General features: G+C 49.3%; 15 protein-coding genes. 1 reads left to right on the plus strand and 14 read right to left on the minus strand.

Annotated features, from left to right (window positions below; translation table 11 throughout):
- Positions 1-113 precede the first annotated feature (113 nt).
- The 13 genes from J7438_RS13795 to gspC form a co-directional block, all read right to left on the minus strand.
- Positions 114-1,304: a protein kinase domain-containing protein gene (locus tag J7438_RS13795; RefSeq protein WP_209277009.1), complete on the minus strand. Its 1,191-nt coding sequence runs from the start codon at positions 1,302-1,304 to the stop codon at positions 114-116.
- A 193-nt stretch (positions 1,305-1,497) separates the two neighbouring features.
- Entirely contained in the window at positions 1,498-2,313 is an 816-nt protein-coding gene (locus J7438_RS13800; RefSeq protein WP_209277010.1) for a type II secretion system protein N, read from the minus strand.
- Complete coding sequence (locus J7438_RS13805) at positions 2,306-2,842, minus strand: type II secretion system protein M (RefSeq protein WP_209202869.1); 537 nt, start codon at positions 2,840-2,842, stop codon at positions 2,306-2,308. The genes J7438_RS13800 and J7438_RS13805 overlap by 8 nt, the downstream gene beginning before the upstream one ends.
- The gene (gspL, locus tag J7438_RS13810) at positions 2,842-4,098 is read right to left on the minus strand and encodes a type II secretion system protein GspL (RefSeq protein WP_209202870.1); all 1,257 of its coding nucleotides are present in this window, start codon (positions 4,096-4,098) and stop codon (positions 2,842-2,844) included. The genes J7438_RS13805 and gspL overlap by 1 nt, the downstream gene beginning before the upstream one ends.
- Positions 4,098-5,192 (minus strand): type II secretion system minor pseudopilin GspK, encoded by a 1,095-nt coding sequence (gene gspK / locus J7438_RS13815; protein WP_209277011.1) that lies wholly within the window; start codon positions 5,190-5,192, stop codon positions 4,098-4,100. The genes gspL and gspK overlap by 1 nt, the downstream gene beginning before the upstream one ends.
- A complete protein-coding gene (gene gspJ, locus J7438_RS13820; RefSeq protein ID WP_209277012.1) occupies positions 5,189-5,818 on the minus strand; it encodes a type II secretion system minor pseudopilin GspJ in 630 nt (209 codons plus the stop codon). Before gspJ ends, gspK begins: the two co-directional genes overlap by 4 nt.
- A complete protein-coding gene (gspI, locus tag J7438_RS13825; protein WP_209202873.1) occupies positions 5,815-6,198 on the minus strand; it encodes a type II secretion system minor pseudopilin GspI in 384 nt (127 codons plus the stop codon). The genes gspJ and gspI overlap by 4 nt, the downstream gene beginning before the upstream one ends.
- Entirely contained in the window at positions 6,198-6,794 is a 597-nt protein-coding gene (gene gspH, locus J7438_RS13830; protein WP_209277014.1) for a type II secretion system minor pseudopilin GspH, read from the minus strand. Before gspH ends, gspI begins: the two co-directional genes overlap by 1 nt.
- A gap of 9 nt (positions 6,795-6,803) precedes the next feature.
- Complete coding sequence (gene gspG / locus J7438_RS13835; RefSeq protein ID WP_163372384.1) at positions 6,804-7,241, minus strand: type II secretion system major pseudopilin GspG; 438 nt, start codon at positions 7,239-7,241, stop codon at positions 6,804-6,806.
- Between the two features lie 239 nt (positions 7,242-7,480).
- Complete coding sequence (gspF, locus tag J7438_RS13840; protein WP_209277015.1) at positions 7,481-8,734, minus strand: type II secretion system inner membrane protein GspF; 1,254 nt, start codon at positions 8,732-8,734, stop codon at positions 7,481-7,483.
- A gap of 6 nt (positions 8,735-8,740) precedes the next feature.
- A complete protein-coding gene (gene gspE, locus J7438_RS13845; RefSeq protein WP_209277041.1) occupies positions 8,741-10,246 on the minus strand; it encodes a type II secretion system ATPase GspE in 1,506 nt (501 codons plus the stop codon).
- A 122-nt stretch (positions 10,247-10,368) separates the two neighbouring features.
- Positions 10,369-12,594 (minus strand): type II secretion system secretin GspD, encoded by a 2,226-nt coding sequence (gene gspD / locus J7438_RS13850; RefSeq protein ID WP_209277016.1) that lies wholly within the window; start codon positions 12,592-12,594, stop codon positions 10,369-10,371.
- Between the two features lie 26 nt (positions 12,595-12,620).
- Positions 12,621-13,514: a type II secretion system protein GspC gene (gene gspC / locus J7438_RS13855; RefSeq protein ID WP_209277017.1), complete on the minus strand. Its 894-nt coding sequence runs from the start codon at positions 13,512-13,514 to the stop codon at positions 12,621-12,623.
- A gap of 309 nt (positions 13,515-13,823) precedes the next feature.
- Here gspC and J7438_RS13860 point away from each other — a divergent pair, with 309 nt between their 5' ends.
- A complete protein-coding gene (locus tag J7438_RS13860; protein WP_209277018.1) occupies positions 13,824-15,197 on the plus strand; it encodes a hypothetical protein in 1,374 nt (457 codons plus the stop codon).
- A gap of 129 nt (positions 15,198-15,326) precedes the next feature.
- Here J7438_RS13860 and J7438_RS13865 read toward each other — a convergent pair whose 3' ends face one another.
- The gene (locus J7438_RS13865; RefSeq protein ID WP_209277019.1) at positions 15,327-19,184 is read right to left on the minus strand and encodes an ankyrin repeat domain-containing protein; all 3,858 of its coding nucleotides are present in this window, start codon (positions 19,182-19,184) and stop codon (positions 15,327-15,329) included.
- Between the last annotated feature and the right edge of the window lie 275 nt (positions 19,185-19,459).

Raw genomic sequence — 19,459 nt, forward strand, 5'->3', positions numbered from 1 at the left:
AGGACTCCGCCTGTGATGAATGCTCCCGACATGGAGGTCTCTACCATCGTCGTTAACTGAGAGTACTGTCCTTTAAGGAATTGCACCGTAATAAGTGCAGCATTTAACAGTTCCTAAGTTCCAAATGCAGCCAGATCAACATCCTCCAGGAACGGGCTTTTCAGTGCTTCTGCCACCGTCATCCGTTGGCTTGGGTTATGATGCAAAAGAGCTTCCGCCAGTTGGATCGCTTTCTTGTTAACGCCCATTCGTACCATTTCGGCAATGGCCTCATCCCGTCCATCGAGTTTGTATTCGATCGTCTCAACAGCTTCTGACAGGTCTGATCGATAGAAGTAACGCTTTCCGGTAAACATCTCTGTCAGGAGCACACCCAAAGACCAGGCATCTTCAGCCTTTAAGTTGACATTTTGAAAAATCAGATCGTCGGGTGCCCTGTAGCCAGGGGGGCAAAGAGCGATATGCAGCACAAAGTCTGCCGGGTTGTAATCCTTGATGGTTAAATCAATCGTCGGGTCACCCGCAGTTCTGGCTAAGCCAAAACCGATCAGCTTCAGGTGAGCTTTGCCATCAATCACAAAATTTTGCGGCTTTATATCCCGATGGGCATAACCTTTTTCGTGTAATGAAGCAACCGCTAAGGTAGCTTGTTTGAATAAGTGGGCAAGCAGTTTTTCATCCTTGTGGGAGATGGCATTAACTGTTGCAGGATCTTTCCCGGGCTGGGCACCTGCGTTGTGCAATGCTTCGATTAAGGAACTCATACTTGTGCCATGAAGTGGCGTATGGATCACGTCGTCAATTAATTCATGGGGTATTACATAATCACCGGCGCATCTCAAGGCCACTTCACACTCTTTTTCGGTGGAATTGATTTCTTTGAGCAGTGGGTCTACCTTAGCGTGTGCCTCAACCATTTGCTCAATAGTGATAATTTTATTTAAACAGCGTTGGAACAATGCATCAACTATGTTGCGATGCATTAATTCAGTGGCTGTTCTCCTATCTGCATGGGGCTTTTTGGCCACCTTGAAATGGTGCCCATGGCGGCATAGTATCGTACGGCCAGAGGTACCCACACTCAGATCTTTCATAGGCTTGCCATGTCGATTCGTTAACGAAACAGGACGTTCAGATACCCGGCGGAAATCTTTGTACCGAATATAAGCATACACTCGCTGGAGCTTTTTCTTGCAAGCCAGAGCCAGTTCTTTCAAGTTTCGTCCCTGCCAACTGCCTTGTTTCTCTGGAGTGGGCTCTTTGATACGGTGGGGATGATCAATCATGGATTTTGTTATTTTCATGGCGCTATTCCCTGTTAGAGTGAGATTTCCCTATTACCTGAAAATACCTTACAAGTAGTTAACCATTTTTTCTCATATAGATGCCTGACAGGCTGGTCAGTCAGGGTAACAGCTTGATTTTCATGGAAAAGAAGAAATGCAAAGACCCCGGTATTACGCCGTTGCATCACCGGGGGATTGGCTGGTATTGAGCTTATCTGATCGAGCTTTTGAAACTAAAGGCGTAGGCACCGTTACTGTCTGGCTGTCCCAGAAAAGCCAGTCCTTGTTCCATCGGTGCAGGTAACGACGTATCGGGCGTCATTTTTCCGGTAAAGGTATAACGGCCACTGGTGCTCAGCTGAAAATCGCCATAGCTGTTCATGATGGATGAAGTCTGTGTCACCCTGGCGATCAGGTTTCGGTTCTTACAGCTTAATTGTGCAGTTGAATTCCCCAGATCAAACTGGCCCAAGGGTGAAGATAACTCACTGTTTGTGAGTGCTGCATTACCATTGATATTCATACACCCTTTGTCGTTTAAAATAAGCTCATCCAGCTCCAGCAGGACATTACCTTGTACTTCACCGGGAATGTTGCCGACTGTCGTGTCTTGTAAAGATGCGAGTAGCCACGGCGCGGTGGTATCCAGTTCGACATTATTCAGTGTCAGCGTCTGTCGGTTAATCACCACCGTTCCCCGGCCTTCAACAGGGGATGCTGCATTGCCCAGCTCCACCGAAACCTGAACCTCACCTTTCAGGAGCGAGGCGGGTTCAATCTGCCAGCGGATGGCTGGCAGCGCCAGCGGCTTTCGTGACACCGTCAGCGTGACGCTTTCAGCAGCTCCAGACCATAGAGTGCCGGTAATTCCAGACATGTTGACGGGGAGTTGCCTGGTTGGCAGATATTGCCAAACGGTTGCCGCCGACATATTGGCGATCAGAAAGCCGCTGTAGCTGACCAGACCAAGCGTCGAAAGCAGTATAACCTTACCTGTTTTTCCCTGTTTCATATTCTGCTCAACCACGTTCAAGCTGCAGGCGACGTACTTCAACAAAACCACTGGTATCCGTGGCTTCCAGTTGTATGCTGGCCACCTTGATCCGGTGCTGTTGTTCCAATGTTGTCAGCCAGCCTATCAGTTTATCGAAGCGGGCATTGGCCAGATCAATATCCAGCGTTTCGTCCTGGCCGTTGGCTCGCTGAACCCGCTGGATTACCAGCTGATATCTGCCCGCCAATTGATGGACGGTCTGGTCCATGGGCATATTGCTGACAGGGCGGGCAGTGGCACCTGAAGCTCTCAAGCTGAGGACCTGCTCCGCCTGCTGTTGTATCTGCGTCAGCTGTGCGCGGCTGGCAGCCACTTTCTTCTCTGCCAGAGCCTGTTGTTCAGCAAGCGGTGTCATCAGACCCTGCCAGATCAGCCAGATAAACAATGTAACCAGTGCCGTGGCGGTGAGCCACTGCTCCCGGCGGGAAAGCTGCCGCCAGCGGCCAATCATGCTTTGCCAGAAAGGGCTGGCGCTGTTGATGGTATTGGTAAGGAAGCTCATCAGGACACACCTCCTGAAATAACCAGCATGCCAGTCACTTCATCTCCGGTACGTTCAAGGGCTTCTATGGCAATGGTCAGCCCTTCGCCCCGGTTAAGATCTTGTTCAAACTGTTCCCGGAAACGGGTGAAAACCTCAAAGTCACCGGCTTGCGCCTGAATACGCAGGCTTTGTCGTGCACCTTCTCTGGTGTTGACAGAGAAAGTCATGGAACTGGCTTGCAGCTCGGGGAATGCATTAAGCACCGGGGTAATCCGGGCCAGCATGGCCAGCATACTCTGTGATGTTTCTTCCGGTTGTTGTAACGCTGCCAGCTTTTGTCGCATCTGGGATTGCAGCCTGACAACCCGCTCGCCCGGAAACAGCTGCTGGTAAATACTGTTGGCCTGCTGTTGATAAGATGCCGCAGTTTGATCCAGTTGATGGGTTTCCAGCACCGAGTGAGCGGTTACCAGTATAAGAAACAGGCAGGCCATCAGGGCGGTGGACCACCAGGGCAGTAGTCGTTGGCGCCAGGGTGAGGCAGGTTGCCATTTTCCCTGCAGCAGGTTGAGTGGTGTATTACCGGCCTGAGGGGCCAGCAGTGTTAATGGCGATGAGAAATGCTGCTCTGTTTCCAAAAACGTCAGTTCAGGATGCTCCTTTTTCAGGCCATCCATAAACAACGTTAACCACTGTGACTCACAGACGGCTGTCTGCCACTGGCCATATCGGGCAATGGTCAAATCATCAATCTGCAATAAACGGCACTGATTTTCTTCGATGGGCAGCATCAGGGCATCGGGTACCCAGCGTTTGGTGATCACTCCGGCATCGGTCAGCCAGCCTTGCCACTGTGTCATATCGGCCTGTTTGATGACGGCCAGATGAGCCTGACTGTCCCCATGTTGGAGAACGGCAACATGCAGGTCTTCAACATCATCACCCAGCTCTTCTTCCAGTCGCCAGGGAAGGGACTGGCGAACAGCGGGGGTCAGTCGTCCCTGAATAGTCAGAGTATGCAGCGTCACCCGGGATGATGGCACCAGAATGGTAACGGCCATCGTAGCAATTGGCTGACCGGAAAATGTCCCGCTGCTGACGGTTGTGTCGGCATATTGCGCAATAAAATCCGATACTGTTGGCCAGAAACCATGGGCAATGCGGTATTGTTCAGGGTTGTCCTGAAGCGTTTCAGTGGCGATAGCCAGGCAAAGCTGCCAATAAACCGGTTGGTCGTGATGCTCCGGTAACCTCAATAGCAGGTGAGGATTCATTAAACTCCTCCAAATTTACGGCGAATGACCGTTAATTGGTTGTCTTTGGAACGAGCCAGAAGACTGTTAAGTCTGACTTCGCTTGCGCCGTAATTGGCTGTTGCATGCATTTCGAAATAGTAGCTGACGATGGTCAGACGCTTGTCTGCGCCAGTACTGCTGAAATTGGCCAGCAATGGCTGGCTGGTGAAATCAGCCACCGCATCCCATCCTTCCCGTGGCCTGGTTTCCAGAATAGTGCGTGCCTGATCAACGGGCAGCTGATCAATATAGAGCGCGGCCAGTATTTCCGGTTGGTCAGCAGGAATGGTATTCACATTGATGGTCAGCTCGGTACTGGGCAGGGCACAGAGGTAAGGCATAACTTTTTGGGCGACTGACGATGATACTCCGGCCACGGCGCGCCATTCACTGATATCGCGCATCAGGGTTTTGCTGCTTAAATAAGGGAGTGGCCGGGCGAGGTAATCCGGGTCACTTTCACCTTCGGGAAGATCTTCGTTGCTGACCCAGTTTCGGGTTGCCCGGGTAATCCTGTCTGACTCCCACTGTGGTATTTCCAGGTATTGCAGCAGGGCAGAAAATACCTGACTTTCAGGCGACCTCTGTAAGGTGTCGTTCGTTTCTTTGAACGGCTTTGCCAGGGCATTGATATTAAAACAGGACTGTGAGTCTTTCAGTTGACCGGCAATCTGGCCACCTTCAACCGGTAATACTACATTGGCGGTGGCCCAGTATTGCCCGAGATGGGTGATGTCCGGATCATCTTCGAAGTTCTGTTTCAGCGTTTTGATCGCCAGGCTTTCCCCGGAAAAGGCATACCAGCGTGCCTGCTCCCGTTGCTGCATGGATTGGGTTCTGGTCAACTGGGTGCGAAAGGAGAGTGTTAACTCATTGGCCAGTAAAACCAGCAGGGTCAGTATCAGCAATACGCTCAGCAGGGCAATGCCTTGCTGGCGATCAGGGTAATGGGCTTTGCTGCCATTGGGCTTGTAAAAGACATTGCCACGGAGGCACAGAGACACGGAGAAAAGAAAGTCTTTCTCTGTGTCTCTGTGTCTCTGTGGTGAATCATTATTATTTAGACCCGTCATAATGCAGGCTGCCAGGGTGCTGGCAGTATATAGCGGCGCTCTATACGTCCAAAGTCGTTCATATCAAACTCAATTTTCAGTCCTTCCGGTAAAGAGCCTTCAGCCAATAATAAAGAGTCCCGCCACTGACCATTGATGTAAAAACTGAATTTCAGTGAGTTGATATCGGTTAATAAGATCTGGGTAACCGGCTCGACATTGATGGATGCAGGATCGAGAACATGATGATACTGGCGCTCCAGACGGTTATCACGGAGCCGGTAAAAGACCCGTTGCAATTCCGGCCTGGGTAACCGGTAGTCCGGGTTGTGCCAGCCATGGCGCACCATTGCCAGTGCTTCATCGTCACTGTCCAGCATCTGCGAGTCGCTGAACAGGCTTTGCGCCGTGACCCGGTTATCTAACCGGGTTCCCCGGTCGGCAATTTGTTGCAGGTCCTGGTCAATCAGCAACAGCGTGTATTGCAGTTGTCGCAGGCGCTCATTTTTAGTCAGCACAACATCATGGGCGGTCATCACGCCCTGAAAAATCTGCCAGGCACTGAGGCTGATGATGCTGAAAATAGCGATGGCCGCCAGCATTTCCAACAGGGTAAAGCCCTTTTGCTGTCGTTTGATCTGCATCATCCCTGTTTGACCATATAGCTTCTCAGTGTCGCCAGTACCGGACTTTGTTCGCCCTGTTCACCGCGTACTTCAACATCAATCGCCCGGAAATCGTTATCAGCGGTTTTGATACTGCGAAAACGGACAAACCATTGCTGTCCAGCCAGTTCATGCTCTGCCCATTGCCAGCTGAGTGTTGGCCACTGCTGTGTCAGATGAATGTCTGTCATCTGATTATCAGCCACCAGTCTTGCCAGGGTGCGTTGTTCCAGTATCGGCGTGTTGCGCACACTTTCGCCACTCATGGACAGTACCGACATCCCGGCAATGGCCAGCAGTGCAAGGGCCAGCAGTACTTCCAGTAAAGTAAAACCCTGTGCCGCAGAGACTCTGGAAGGCATCACCGTTGGACTCCTTCCATCAGGGCGATTTCGCCATGTTCTTCGATATTGATAGACAGGGCGTGCCTGGGGTTATCCGCAGAAAAGAGTTTTAACTCCGCCGGTGAAATCTCTCCGGAGGCCCAGAAGAACAGATCTGGTTGAGCCTTAAGTTCGGAGTCTGATAAAGACGCTTTATCGTCAGTGTCAAAGGTAAAACCTTGATCCTGTTCCAGAGTGTCTCGCCAAACCGACTCCCCGGGCAAAATGGCCAACCGCAGGGCCTTATTCAAGGCAACCGGCGAAAGAGTCCGGTCCTGGCTGACTGGCTGCCATTTCCCCTGCTTATAAACCAGAAATTGGTAGCCTTCGGTCGTCTGTTGCAGCCCCATATCCATACCATGGAGCAGTGCTTTCTCCTGCGAGGTTTGAGCCAGCATGATCAGACGTCGGGCCTCTTTCTGCATAAGTAAACCACTGTCGTCAGGCATCAGTGATGGAAGAATGGCGGATATGGCTAACCCCAGGAGTACCATCACCAGCATGATTTCCAGCAGTGTGAAACCGTGCTGGTTTACTCGCTGTCCTGTTTCGGAGTGTGTAACGTTGTTAGCCATTGAGCGTGGTTAGCTATCCAGGTTCCAGTTACCGGTATCATCATCGGTGCCTGGCTGACCATCAGGGCCAGCGGAGAAAATATCCACAGGACCATGTTCCCCCGGGCTCAGCATCAGATAATCGTTACCCCACGGGTCTTTTGGCAGACGACGAATGTAGCCATTGTCACGGTACGATCTTGGCTCCGGACTGCCAGACGGTTTGCTGACCAGCGCTGCCAGTCCCTGCTGGGTGGAGGGGTAGTTGTTATTTTCCAGCTTGTACATATCCAGTGCATTTTCCAGGGCAACGATATCACTCACCGCTTTTTGCAGATCTGCCTTATCTTTATTGCCGATAATGTTGGGGGCAACCATACTGGCCAGTACGCCAAGAATGACAATCACCACCATGATTTCCAGCAGGGTAAAACCTGACTGCTTCTGTCTTTTATTAAGAGGATTCATTGGGTTTTCCTAATGGTCTGATACTGGTTTTTTACCACAAATACTCATGACGATTGTTCGTCACCCTCTGGTATGAAAGATTTGCCACGGAGGCACGGAGACACAGAGGTAAAACTTTATCTTGTCTCCGTGCCTCTGTGTCTCCGTGGCAATTTTTCTTTCACGGCAAAGTTTACTCTGAAGTCTGGCAACAGAATGTAAGTACGATATGCATTCCCACGGGACCATGGACACAGACATCAACCGCCCACCAGTGAGTTCAGGTCCAGCATTGGCGTCAAAATGGCCATAACAATAAAAAGTACGACACCGGCCATGGTAACAATCAGCAATGGGCCAAAAATGCCCAGTGCGATATTTACCTGGGATTCAAATTGCTGATCCTGATTATCTGCCGCCCTGGCCAGCATGCCGGTCAGTTCACCGGACTTTTCACCGCTGGCAATGATGTAAAGCATCATGGGGGAGAACAGTTCGGTCTGCTCCAGCGACTGCCAGAGGGAAGAACCCTCCCTGACCCGTTCAGCGGCGTTAAGCAATGACGCCTGCATGTGTTGATTCACCAGCACCTTTGCCGCAATTCCCATACCTTCCAGTAATGGCACGGTACTGCTGGTCAGTATGCTCAGGGTTCTGGCAAAACGGGCACCATCGACCCCGCTGAGAACACTGCCAATCAGCGGCAATTTTAGTAGCCAGCGGTCATGCACCAGTCGGCAGGTTCGGCTTCGCTGCAGGATCTGTTGGCGTATTACCAGGGTGACAAGCAGCGCCATCGCAATGCCCGGTCCATAGGCACGAACAAAGTCACTGATGCTAATCAGAGTGAGCGTCATGGCGGGCAGCTGTTGCCCCATATGGGCAAACTGTTCAACCACCGTGGGGACCACGGTCACCAACAACGCCGCCACAACACCAATGGCAACCAGTGTCAGGATGGCCGGGTAGATCATGGCCTGAATCAGTTGCCCTTTGATTTTCTGGCGGTGCTCGGTAAAGTCGGCCAGCCTTTCCAGCACGCCATCCAGGTGGCCTGATTTTTCCCCTGCCGCCACCATGGAACGGTAAAGCCGGTCAAAGGTTTTCGGGTAGCAGGCCAGGCTGTCTGCCAGCGATTGCCCTTCAAGAATTTTTGAACGAACCGTGGTGACGATGGATTTCAGGTGTGGTTTGCGCAGCTGTCTTACCAGTGCCTGTAGACACTCTTCCAGGGGAATGCCTGCTGCAACCAGCGTCGCCAGTTGCCGTGTCAGTAGTGCGACTTCCGCATCGGTTGCCTGTCTTTGTAAAAGGGAGCGAAACAGACTCCCCGATGATGAACGTTTATTTAGGGTCGTATCCGACGTTACCTGGCCAGTGGCTGCACTGACGGCGATGGCATTGAGTCCGGAAACCCGCAGCTTTTGCCGCACCTGACGAGGTGAGTCGGCTTCTATGACGCCTTTACTCTTTTTCCCCTTGGCATCCAGGGCTTCGTAAGCAAATACGCTCATAGGCTGTTATTCCCTGGTGACACGCATCACCTCTTCCAGAGTGGTGATGCCGCTGAGAATTTTTCTGAAACCATCCGTTTGAATACTATTCGACGAATGACGTATTTCCTGTTCAATGACTTGTTCACCGGCACCATCATGAATCAGCTGGCGCACCCGGTCATTGACCAGAAACAGTTCATGGATGCCGGTTCGGCCACGGTAACCCGTGTTATGACACACCTCACAACCGGTGGATTGCCACAGCAAATGGTTTGCCGAAAGCCCCATCAGGCTGATTTCAAGGTCGGTAGCAGGGCGCTGTTGTCGGCAGTCCGGGCAGAGTGTTCTGACCAGGCGCTGGGCCAGTACTCCCAGCAGGCTTGAGGCCAGCAGGAAGGGCTCTACCCCCATATCCCTGAGGCGGGTGACGGCACCGACGGCGGTATTGGTGTGCAGTGTGCTGAGTACCAGGTGTCCGGTTAACGACGCCTGTACGGCAATTTCGGCGGTTTCCAGGTCACGGATCTCACCGATCATGACCACATCCGGGTCCTGTCGTAGAATTGCCCGCAGCCCCCGGGCAAAGGTCATATCCACCTTCGGATTAACCTGGGTCTGGCCAATCCCCTCCAGTTCGTACTCCACCGGGTCTTCAACCGTGAGAATGTTGCGCTCACTGTTGTTAATAACACTCAGCCCCGCATAGAGCGTGGTACTCTTGCCGGAACCGGTAGGGCCGGTAACCAGAAGGATGCCATGGGGTTTATGCAACTGCTCCCGAAACTGTTGGCAAAGTATGCCTTCCATACCAAGACTGGCCAGATCCAGCCGGACACTGTTGCGATCCAGCAGACGCATAACGATACGTTCACCGTGGCGAGAAGGCAGGGTTGAGACACGAACATCGACGGCACGGCCACCAAGACGAAGGGATATACGACCATCCTGGGGGATACGCTTTTCCGCGATGTCCAGTCTGGCCATGACTTTTACCCGGGACACCAGCACGGCTGCCAGCTTGCGCTGGGGTCGGAGGATCTCCCGTAAAACACCATCAACACGGAAACGAACGGTCAGGTTTCGCTCAAAGGTTTCAATATGGATATCAGAGGCACCTTCCTTGATGGCCTCGCTGAGCATGGCATTGATCAGGCGGATAATCGGTGCACCGTCGTCGGCTTCCAGCAGGTCTTCATCTTCTGGCAGTTCTTCTGCCAGGGCCTGAAGACCTTCATCATTACCGATATCGTTCATGAGTTGTCGTGCAACGGAGGAGTCCTGTTGATAATGGTTGGCCAGTTTCTGCTCAAACTCATCGTCGTCCAGGGCTATCAGGGTCAGTGATACGCCAGCGAAACGTCTGACCTCCTGCAGTGCAGCAGTAGACGGCAGCCCTTTGTACCAGACCTGAGCCTTGCCCTGGTCATTGTATGCGAGCAGCAAGTTAAAGCGACGGGCGAAAGAGAACGGTAAGTTGCGTTTTCTTTCCGGGCTGACAGACTCTGGCCCGGCGATCACCGAATCCCTCATCCGTTTCTCAATGGTCAGGGCCAGCGCTTCACTCAGGGCTTGCTCTTCCCGTTGGGATGTTCCATGGCTCACAGCTGTATCAGGGCTCAGGGCTGTATCAGGGCTCAGGGCTGCTTCGGTCATTACCTTTCCCCGCCGGTACGACGAACTGGTTTTATGGATGCCTGGGTTGAGGCTTTTTCCAGTTCCACAGCCTTTTCGGCTTCTGCAGACTCTTCATCCATCTGTCGTCTGAGTTCATCAAGGAAATCCCGGGCCGTTGGCTGTTCCGGGAGCACCGGGGTGTCGAAACCAGGCATCAGCGAAATACCCCGGGCCTGCCTGTCCAGCTGGTAAGCACGGATAAGGTGGTACTTCTGGCCGCTGATGGCGTTCATGGTCAGATCATCCCGAATGATGGTCGGACGAAGGAAGACCATCAGGTTCTTCTTCACCTTTTTACTGGAGGTCGAACGGAACAGATGACCAAGGACGGGTATATCACCCAGCAGCGGTACTTTGGAAACACTTTCCTGGACGTTTTCATCCAGCAGTCCGCCTATAACAACGGTATCTCCGGTTTTCACCATCACCGATGTTTTTACCTTGCGGGTAGCAAAGGTTACATCAACGGGAGTGCGGCCATTAACGCTGGAGACTTCCTGCTCAATGGTCAGTTTAACGGCATCTCCGGCATTGATCTGTGGCGTGACCGTCAGTTTGACACCCACTTCTTTACGTTCAATGGTCTGATAAGGGTTATCGTTACCGGAGCTGGGCGTGGAGCCAGTGAGTGTGGGCACTTCATCACCGACAATAAAGGAGGCTTCTTCATTATCCAGGGTCAGCAGGCTTGGCGTCGCCAGCACATTGGACTGGCTGGATGTGGTGACGGCCTGAAGCAGTGCAGTCCAGTCACCGGAGGTGATACTGAAGGCTGCGCCGGAGACTTTTGCCAGTGCTGCGGCAAGGGCGGTGTAATCTCCATCTTTATCCGGGTTTGTGGTAGTGATTAATTGGCCTGTATTGGGATCAGTCGTGACCACGGTTGATCCTTTCTCACCTTCAGCCTCTTTCATCCCCATCAGAATTTCCCCGATAGGAACGCTTGAACCATCCTGGAACTGCATCAGGCTGGTGCCATCTGCATTGGCCAGCTGGAATGACAGGTTAATGCCATCCCCATCCGCCACTTCAACAATAATGGCTTCCACCATCACCTGGGCGCGGCGGATATCCAGCTGCTCAATCACAGATTCCATGGCCTGCATCACATCAGGGCGTGCGGTGACCACCAGTGCGTTGGTCTGCTCATGGACTTCAATGCTGTAATCACCGGATGCACTTTTACTGCGATTACCAGAGGCAATCAGCATTTTACCAACGCCGTCCAGTACCTTTTTCAGGTCTTCTGCTTTGGCATAGTGGAGATAGAAGACACGGATATTGCCAGTAGACTTACGCTCGGCATCCATCTGCAGCAACAGGCTTTTCATGCGTTGCAGGGTCTGGGTATCGGCAGAGAGAATGATCTGGTTGCTGGCCTCGTTGCTGACAATGACGGGGGGCATACCGTTGGCTTTCTGACCCTGTCCGGCGTAGATCGACATAAGAATCCGCTCCATCTCACTGGCGGAGGCATGGAACAGCTGGACAATCTGAATATTGCGCATCCCTGCCTGATCAACACGACGAACCACCTCGGCAACACGCTCAAGGTTATTGGCCCGGCCACTGAGAATCAGAATATTCGACGGGTCGTAATGTACGACACTGCCGGAATTATCAACCAGTTGTCGGAGAATAGGTGACAACTCACGGACAGGTACGTGGTTTACCGGCAGTACCCAGGTGACCATCTCATCACCACCATGGGCGACCTGTTCGCCCAGCTTTTTACCGGCCACCACCGGGATGGAAGAGGTGCGGGCATTTTTGTCCGGTATGATTTTGACCAGACCATTTTCATCTTCAACCGCCGCGAACCCATGAACGGACAGTACTGACAGAAACATCTGATAGTACTGCTGCCGGTTCAGTTGCTCATAAGCCCGGATAGTCACCTCACCCCGAACGGCGGGATCAATGATGATGGTACGGTTGAGGTTGGCACTGACCGTGCGGATAAACTCTTTGATATCCGCCTTATCGAAACTGGCGGAATACAGGGAATGGGCGGATGCATAACTGCCCGTCATAGAGTTATAGTTCGGTGCAGAAGAACTGCTGGCCAGTACAGCGGGTGATAAAGGCAACGCCAGCGCAAACGGTATGGCTGTTAATAGCGCCTGCGGCCAGCGCAGGGATAAAAAACGTGTCCTGGATATCAGTGCACGGATTTCCCCTGCGCACACCGACGATGAAAACATAGCGGTACCTTTGGTTATCTTAATAATCAGGAAGACAGGTCAATCTCAAAACGCTGGCCATCCCTCTCAATGGTTAATGAGAGCTGAGTCATTGAAGACAGTTGTCCAATGACTTTCATGGCTTCGCTGGTGTCTGTCAGGTCATAACCGTTGATGGCCACAGCCATATCGTTGGCTTTAAGGCCAAGCTGAGAAAAATAGTCCGGATATTTGGCCGGATTGACCCGGTATCCCTGCAATTTCCCGTCTCTGCGCACGGGTGAAATAGTCACGATCTCTGCCCAGGACTCCGGTTTGTCCTGAAGCTTTCGGCGAATATCGGCAACAGCACGGCTTTTGGGGCGGGTTTCTGAGGTTGTTTGAATAGCAGGGCTTTTTCTGGCTTCATCCGGGTACATCAGCAGTGATTCATACCGCTCGCCATTACGAATGATGACCCGGTCAGCGTAAATCGTGTCCACTTTTGCCTGTGTCCCTTTCAGCGTGTCGCCGGGCCGATAGGTGGTATCAGAAGACCCGGAACGAATAATGACCAGGGATTCATCCGGGTTACTGCTGGCAACCAGGCCAGTGATGCGCACCGCCAGGCGTGAAACGGGGACATCCTCCGGAACAGGAGTTTGCTGTGGGGCGGGTGGTTTACCAAACAGCAGCAGGTTCTCCAGCGAAGAAAGCGGATTGTTGCTGGCCGTAGTTTGGGCTGCCGGGATCTGTGCCTTGATACTTTGGACTGTTGAGTGCCCGGTCGGGTTATCTGGCAGAAGCTGCCATGTGATCATGGCGAGCTGTCTGGCAAGCAGGATAATCAGAATAGCCTGGCAGAGTGTTCTGAGGTGGTGAAGCCTGAAAAATCCGGAGGACGTCAGTTGGCGGGCAATAACGCTTCCATGGCTAATTATTGTGTTATTCAGTGACGTCACAGCTTGCTCTCGTTTACATCAACTCAGTCAGAGTCGTTTACCAGGTTGTGCTGGTCTTTGGCTTGTTTAATGGTTTGACAATATAACAAAAAAGATTGTCAGCGTCTTTTAGGTATAAAACCTAAGTTTTCTGTTTATCTCTCAGCCGTTGATTTTTTTAGTCTGCAACTGGATTTGGATATTTTATAACCTGAACGATTAGCTTTGTCAGCAGTGAAAAAAATTGAACTTATGCACGAACATCCAGTCAAAAAAGTTGTAACTCTGTATGCCAATCAAATAACGTGAATGACAGGAGCGCCGACAACGATGAATCCTTTAGCACCTGATACTCTTGTGTTGGCTCAGCCAACACCCTGGAAACATGCACAAACGCCAGGACAGGCGAAAAACAATGGGAAACTGGAGTTTTACTATGATGCATCCTGGCTTGGCTTTGAAGAAGAAATGTGCCTGGAGGAGTTGCAGGCAAAAGTTGTTACTACTCAATTACATGCCGCAATTATCAACTATGAATTATTTCAGAATGTTCTTTTGAACAAATACGACCTGTCAGATTGTGCTGTTGATGACAGGTCAAAAAAATTCATCATTAACCTGATGATCGCCGATTTGATCAATGTCCGTATGGCAAATGGGCGAACAGGCATAAAAGCGTCCTACGACCGCATTCAAAGTGTGGGAGATTGTATCAAAAGCCTGGAAAAGCTGGTTACAGAGGGTTGGGACGACGAGTCAGCAAAAAACCTGGCCAGTAATCTCGCATTTGAGCGTCGGGATCTGGCGATTACCATGCCAGAAGGATATGATCACCACCGGGGGATAACGATCAAGGTGGGCACTAAACAACTCTCGTCGTTCAGATGCAGGGCGCGCGACACCTACATTCGGGAAAACTCAGCATTATTTGCCCACGATGGAGCAGCAGAGAAAATAATCAATGCCCTGACGAAGTTTGGCCAGCAAATAGCTAATGCATACGCTCCGGGATTGTTTCCCCTGCAACCACAAAAATTCAACCTCGCTAATCAGAAGACCATTATTGAGATTGAGGCTAACAGAATGCTGCCCGGTGATGAGTACGCACTGTGTGCAGAGCGAGACAGACTGCAACAAAGTATGTCCTGGGCCCTGAAGCAGATGACCTCCCCAAACTCCGGGCTGGTTAACATGATATTGACGTCCCCATGGGCTGCCGGTTTTCTGGCTGAGCCTCAAAAAGAGATTCTCAGAAAAAGCTTGACCAGAGAGGATAAAAACCTGCCAATCCCCTGTTATCAGGCCTGTCTTTTGTACTACCTGATCAAAAGAGACTCCCATTTCCGGCGGGGGATGATGCAAGCAGGGATTGACCCCAAGGCATTAGATTCAACAGCAAAGGGATGCATGAATATCCATAATCTGGCAAAAGCCCGGCAGGGTATTGATGGTGCCACAGGACAGTTGCCCACAGAAATAGAGATCAGCAGTGATGCGTTATATGAGGCTCACATGCAAAGCCTGAGTGATGTGAACTGGCTGGCCGCTTTTGTATACTCCTCGGAAGCTGAAGATATACGACACTTTCTCCAGAATAAGTTTATTTTTTTACCCTGGAGCGATTTCCTCTGCATACTCAACCTGCCGGATTACCTTGAAGCGCTTGGTATCAAACCGGAATATGTTAATCCGCACAAGCGCTGAAGTATAAAAGTACTCAATGGATATATCGGGGGGATATGCAGTAGGGCAGTCTATTCTCGGTCAGCCTCCTGGGAGGCCTATTGTTCATAGCGTAAAAAAAGTTTCCGGAAAATCCTGGATATATAAATTCTAGACTACCAGTCGCTTATAATTTGCCCATTGCTTTTTATTTAAAGTCAGTTTGGCAGCTTTCAGATTAATGTTGACCTTAGGGTGTGCAAGTAAAAGCTTGAAACAAATCTCATGCTTTCCAATTGCCGCCAGCATCAAAGCCGTATAGCCTGCATGCTGTTTTGCATTGATCGGCGGATCATTCTGGGCAAGCAACTCCTGAACGCAGTCGTCATGACCGTTTCTTGCTGACGCCATTAATGGCGTCCAGCCACGTTTGTTAGTCAGGTTTGCATTGCCTTGTCGTTTCAGAAGCGCCTTCAGACACGCCGTTTTCCCATTATTTGCTGCGTACATTAATGCGGTAAAACCTGCATTGTTCTGCGCATTCAGTTCGATATCTTTCCTTTGCAGAAGCTTTTCCAGGCACTTCGTTTTCCCATTTTTTGCAGCCAGCATGAGTGCGGTATTGCCAGCAGTATCCCGTTTATTCACATTGATTTCATTGTGTGCGAGAAGTTCTTTCAGGACCTCCGTTTGCTCATTTTTTGCAGCCAGCATGAGTGCGGTATTGCCATTAGTGTCCCGTTTGTTCACATTAATTTCATTGTGTGCCAGAAGTTCTTTCACGACCTCCGTTTGCCCATTTTCTGCAGCCAGCATGAGTGGCGTAGTTCCGTTATTGTTACTCTCGTTCACGTTAATAACTTTTTCCGCCAGAATTGCTTTCAGGCAATCAATATGGCCACTTTTTGCGGCCAACATTGCCAGCGTTAACCCTTGTTTATCGCGAACATGGATCAATGCTTTGGCAGAATTTAGCAGTTCAGTCAGTAATGCCGCATTACCACTGTCTGCTGCATCCCAGATTTGTTGTAATTGTTTCAATGAGTACTGCTCTGATGCACTACCGGACGTCGCATAGAGCCACGCAGTTTTACCGGATTTATCGGCTTTATTAATGTCAATATTGGGTTGTTGGAGTAATAACGTGGCACAACATTCATTCCCTCCAATTGCCGCCAGCATTAAAGCCGTACGGCCCATCTTGTCTTGTGCATTGATCACTTCATGGTCATGCTCAAGTAACGCCTGAACACAGTTTTCATGACCGTGTTTTGCTGCCAGCATTAATGGTGTACAGCCACTGTAGTCAGGCCGGTTTGCTTTAATTCCTTGCCGTTTCAGAAGCGCTTGCAGACACTCCGTTTTCCCATATCTTGCTGCGTACATTAATGCGGTCCAACCGAGACCGTCCCGCTCATTCAGTCCGATTTCTTCCTGTCCCAGAAGCTCTTCCAGGCACTCTGTTTGCCCATTTTTTGCAGCCTGCATCAGTGCAGTAACGCCATATATGCCACACTTATTCGCATTAATTTCTTTGTGTGCCAGAAGTTCTTTCAGACACTCCGTTTGCCCATATGCTGCAGCCAGCATGAGTACAGTATTGCCAAAAATGTCCAGCCTTTTCTTCAGATTGATTTCTTTTTGTTTCAGAAGCACCTTCAGACATTCCGTTTGCCCATTCATTGCAGCCAGCATGAGTGCAGTTTTACCGTTATTATTTGTTTTATGGATGTCAATATCATTTTGTTGGAGTAATAACGATAGACAACCTGCATCCCCTCCAATGGCCGCCAGCATCAACGCCGTATTGCCGTATTTACTTCTTGCACTGATCAGCGGCACGTCATGCTCAAGCAACACCTTAACGCAGTCCTCATGACCGTTTCTTGCTGCCCCCATTAATGGTGTCCAGCCATACTTGTTACGTAGATTTACTTTAATTTCTTTTTGTTTCAGAAGCGCGTTCAGAGACTCCGTTTGTCCGTTTATTGCAGCCAGCATGAGTGCGGTATTGTCAATTTTGTTCTGGTTATTTATACGAATTTTTTTGTGTTTCAGAAGTTCTTTAAGATGCTCGGTTCGCCCAATTTTTGCAGCCAGCATGAGAGCAGTATTGCCATTATTGTCCCGCTTATTTACATCAATTTCCTGGTGTGCCAGAAGTTCTTTCAGGAACTCCGTTTGCCCATATTTTACTGCTGCAATTAACAGCGTTTCACCTTGTTTATTCTTTGAGTTGATGTCAATAAGAGAGTATTTGTAGAGTGTTTTAAATTTTTCTAAGTCAGAACGTAACGCTGAAAACAAAGCTCTTTGATATTCAACTTTGCTCACTTTAGTTAAATCTTTGCGCAGGCCATATTTAAATAAACAGTCAATTACACCAGTCTGTTTCAGTTTAAATGCCTGACATATTAAGTCGTTGAAGAACTGACTGGCATACTCTTTAAGATGTCTCACCGATAGACTGTTTAAGCGTTTGGTTAACTCCCGGACAACGGTTTCACCATCGTTACCATCGTTCATAGCATGAAAAAGTTTTTCTAACATGGTTTCCTTTAATCGAGGGTCGGATTCAACCATTTTAAACCATTCTTTGGATATGGTTTTATTAAAGAAAAAGTCGAAAAAGTCACCTGGTTTGGAGTTGTTCAAGGCATGATAAAGAAGATTGAAACGTATTTCTTTTGGTAAGCTATAAAAATCGACTGTTATTAAATGACGCAGAGTCAGTGCTTGATGGTTAACCCAGTCCAGTTTGCAGTTTGCACCTTGCATAAGAGGAATCTCTGATTCAAAGACCCAAAAATAAAGATTATCCTTCGAGCCAATGTGGAAAAATGGTGCTTTATCTTCATGTTTATCTGTCTTCGAAAGATCTCGCAAAGAGGATGTGTTATTTTCCTTGCCAATAATGGTGAGTACGTTCGCGGTAGGGGCATTATTCAAAAAATTATCGATTAACCATACCTGGAGCCGCTCCCGACTCTCTGAAAATTCATAGCCTCCATGATCGCACTGTTTGATGATTGTCTGTAGATCAAGCTGGCTTGCATTATCGGTTTTGAACCGAAGATTTATTGGAGTTATAAACTCATCTTTAATTCCATCAATGATTTCACTCTTTAATTCTTCGATGGAAACCGGATGGGTTAGCCAGCCTTCTTTATTTCGCTTTTTTAAAGCGAATACTAAATCTTGATAAAACAACTCGGTCAGTTTATTGAGTATTTCGAATTCTGGCATCAGGGATGGCAGGATGTGTTCAAGTCGGCCAATAATTTTTGTATTGTTACCCAGTGTTGCTCCCGGATCAATAAGGGGCTCCAAACCAAACCGATCACAGGCGATATTGTAAAGCGCATTGTACCAGTGCACTTCATCTCCAAAACCATATGTAGCCCTGCCACTGGCACGCTCTTTTGCCAGAAATGATTTAACGCCATATTCCAGTAACCCGTGTCTGATTTTTAACAGCTCCCTTTGTGGGTTACGGGAGTTCTCGAGACTGATAAATGCACCTTGAATACGGCTGTTACTGCCATTAAGGCAATTTTCTATCCCTGAAAGAAAGTCAACAAAATAAGCACAAAAACCGTCTCTATTGAAAGCAAATTTATCAGTCTGATCAGGGTTTTGCGCTTCCAGCTCAAGAAACCTCTCGGTTCGATTAACGATGTTATGGAGATAATAACGAGTATTCTGGAATGCTATCAGGCTGGAAATTTGTTTATCATAGCCTTTCAGATCATTTATTACCTTTTTTCGAAAAAGATCAATGTCTTTATCACATTCAGCACTAACGATTAAACGTTGCGACAATAATTTCAGCCTGTCAATATCAACCATAAATTGATCTTTCATGCGGATGTACTCGACAGGCACACACGATTTAACAGCTTCAAGCGTTTTAAAATTCCCCTTAGGAAAAGGAACATAATCCTTGTTATAATCCTCTGATTTTTCAGCAAGCTCTGCCTCTGCGGAAGATGGCTTCTGGAATAAAATAGGGTGATTTATTGGTATCATTTATTAATTTCTCTTGATTATTTAATGTGGTTATTCAGTACCAGAAAGAGTATTTTTTTTATAACGCTTTACAATAAGAAATCCTGTAAATGAAGTTCTATATTTGTCATAAAGCTGAGCCAAGTGTTCCTGCTGCTGTGTTATAAAGGCAGATATGTCTTCGATAGAAAGGCTATCTGACAATTTATTTATGCGTCTGAAAGTTTGACATTAGAGAAGGGTATTTACCTTAAAATATTCGTTTTTAAGTGAATATTTTCCCAGATTTGCTATCA

This window comes from Thalassotalea sp. G20_0 (genome assembly GCF_017744175.1).
Taxonomy (GTDB): domain Bacteria; phylum Pseudomonadota; class Gammaproteobacteria; order Pseudomonadales; family Endozoicomonadaceae; genus Endozoicomonas.

Excerpts from the sequence above, each read along its gene's own strand:
- J7438_RS13795 (WP_209277009.1), bottom strand. The coding sequence starts at position 1,304 with ATGAAAATAACAAAATCCATGATTGATCATCCCCACCGTATCAAAGAG.
- J7438_RS13805 (WP_209202869.1), bottom strand. The coding sequence starts at position 2,842 with ATGAGCTTCCTTACCAATACCATCAACAGCGCCAGCCCTTTCTGGCAA.
- gspL (WP_209202870.1), bottom strand. The coding sequence starts at position 4,098 with ATGAATCCTCACCTGCTATTGAGGTTACCGGAGCATCACGACCAACCG.
- gspK (WP_209277011.1), bottom strand. The coding sequence starts at position 5,192 with ATGACGGGTCTAAATAATAATGATTCACCACAGAGACACAGAGACACA.
- gspJ (WP_209277012.1), bottom strand. The coding sequence starts at position 5,818 with ATGATGCAGATCAAACGACAGCAAAAGGGCTTTACCCTGTTGGAAATG.
- gspI (WP_209202873.1), bottom strand. The coding sequence starts at position 6,198 with ATGCCTTCCAGAGTCTCTGCGGCACAGGGTTTTACTTTACTGGAAGTA.
- gspH (WP_209277014.1), bottom strand. The coding sequence starts at position 6,794 with ATGGCTAACAACGTTACACACTCCGAAACAGGACAGCGAGTAAACCAG.
- gspG (WP_163372384.1), bottom strand. The coding sequence starts at position 7,241 with ATGAATCCTCTTAATAAAAGACAGAAGCAGTCAGGTTTTACCCTGCTG.
- gspF (WP_209277015.1), bottom strand. The coding sequence starts at position 8,734 with ATGAGCGTATTTGCTTACGAAGCCCTGGATGCCAAGGGGAAAAAGAGT.
- gspE (WP_209277041.1), bottom strand. The coding sequence starts at position 10,246 with ATGAGGGATTCGGTGATCGCCGGGCCAGAGTCTGTCAGCCCGGAAAGA.
- gspD (WP_209277016.1), bottom strand. The coding sequence starts at position 12,594 with ATGTTTTCATCGTCGGTGTGCGCAGGGGAAATCCGTGCACTGATATCC.
- J7438_RS13860 (WP_209277018.1), top strand. The coding sequence starts at position 13,824 with ATGAATCCTTTAGCACCTGATACTCTTGTGTTGGCTCAGCCAACACCC.
- J7438_RS13865 (WP_209277019.1), bottom strand. The coding sequence starts at position 19,184 with ATGATACCAATAAATCACCCTATTTTATTCCAGAAGCCATCTTCCGCA.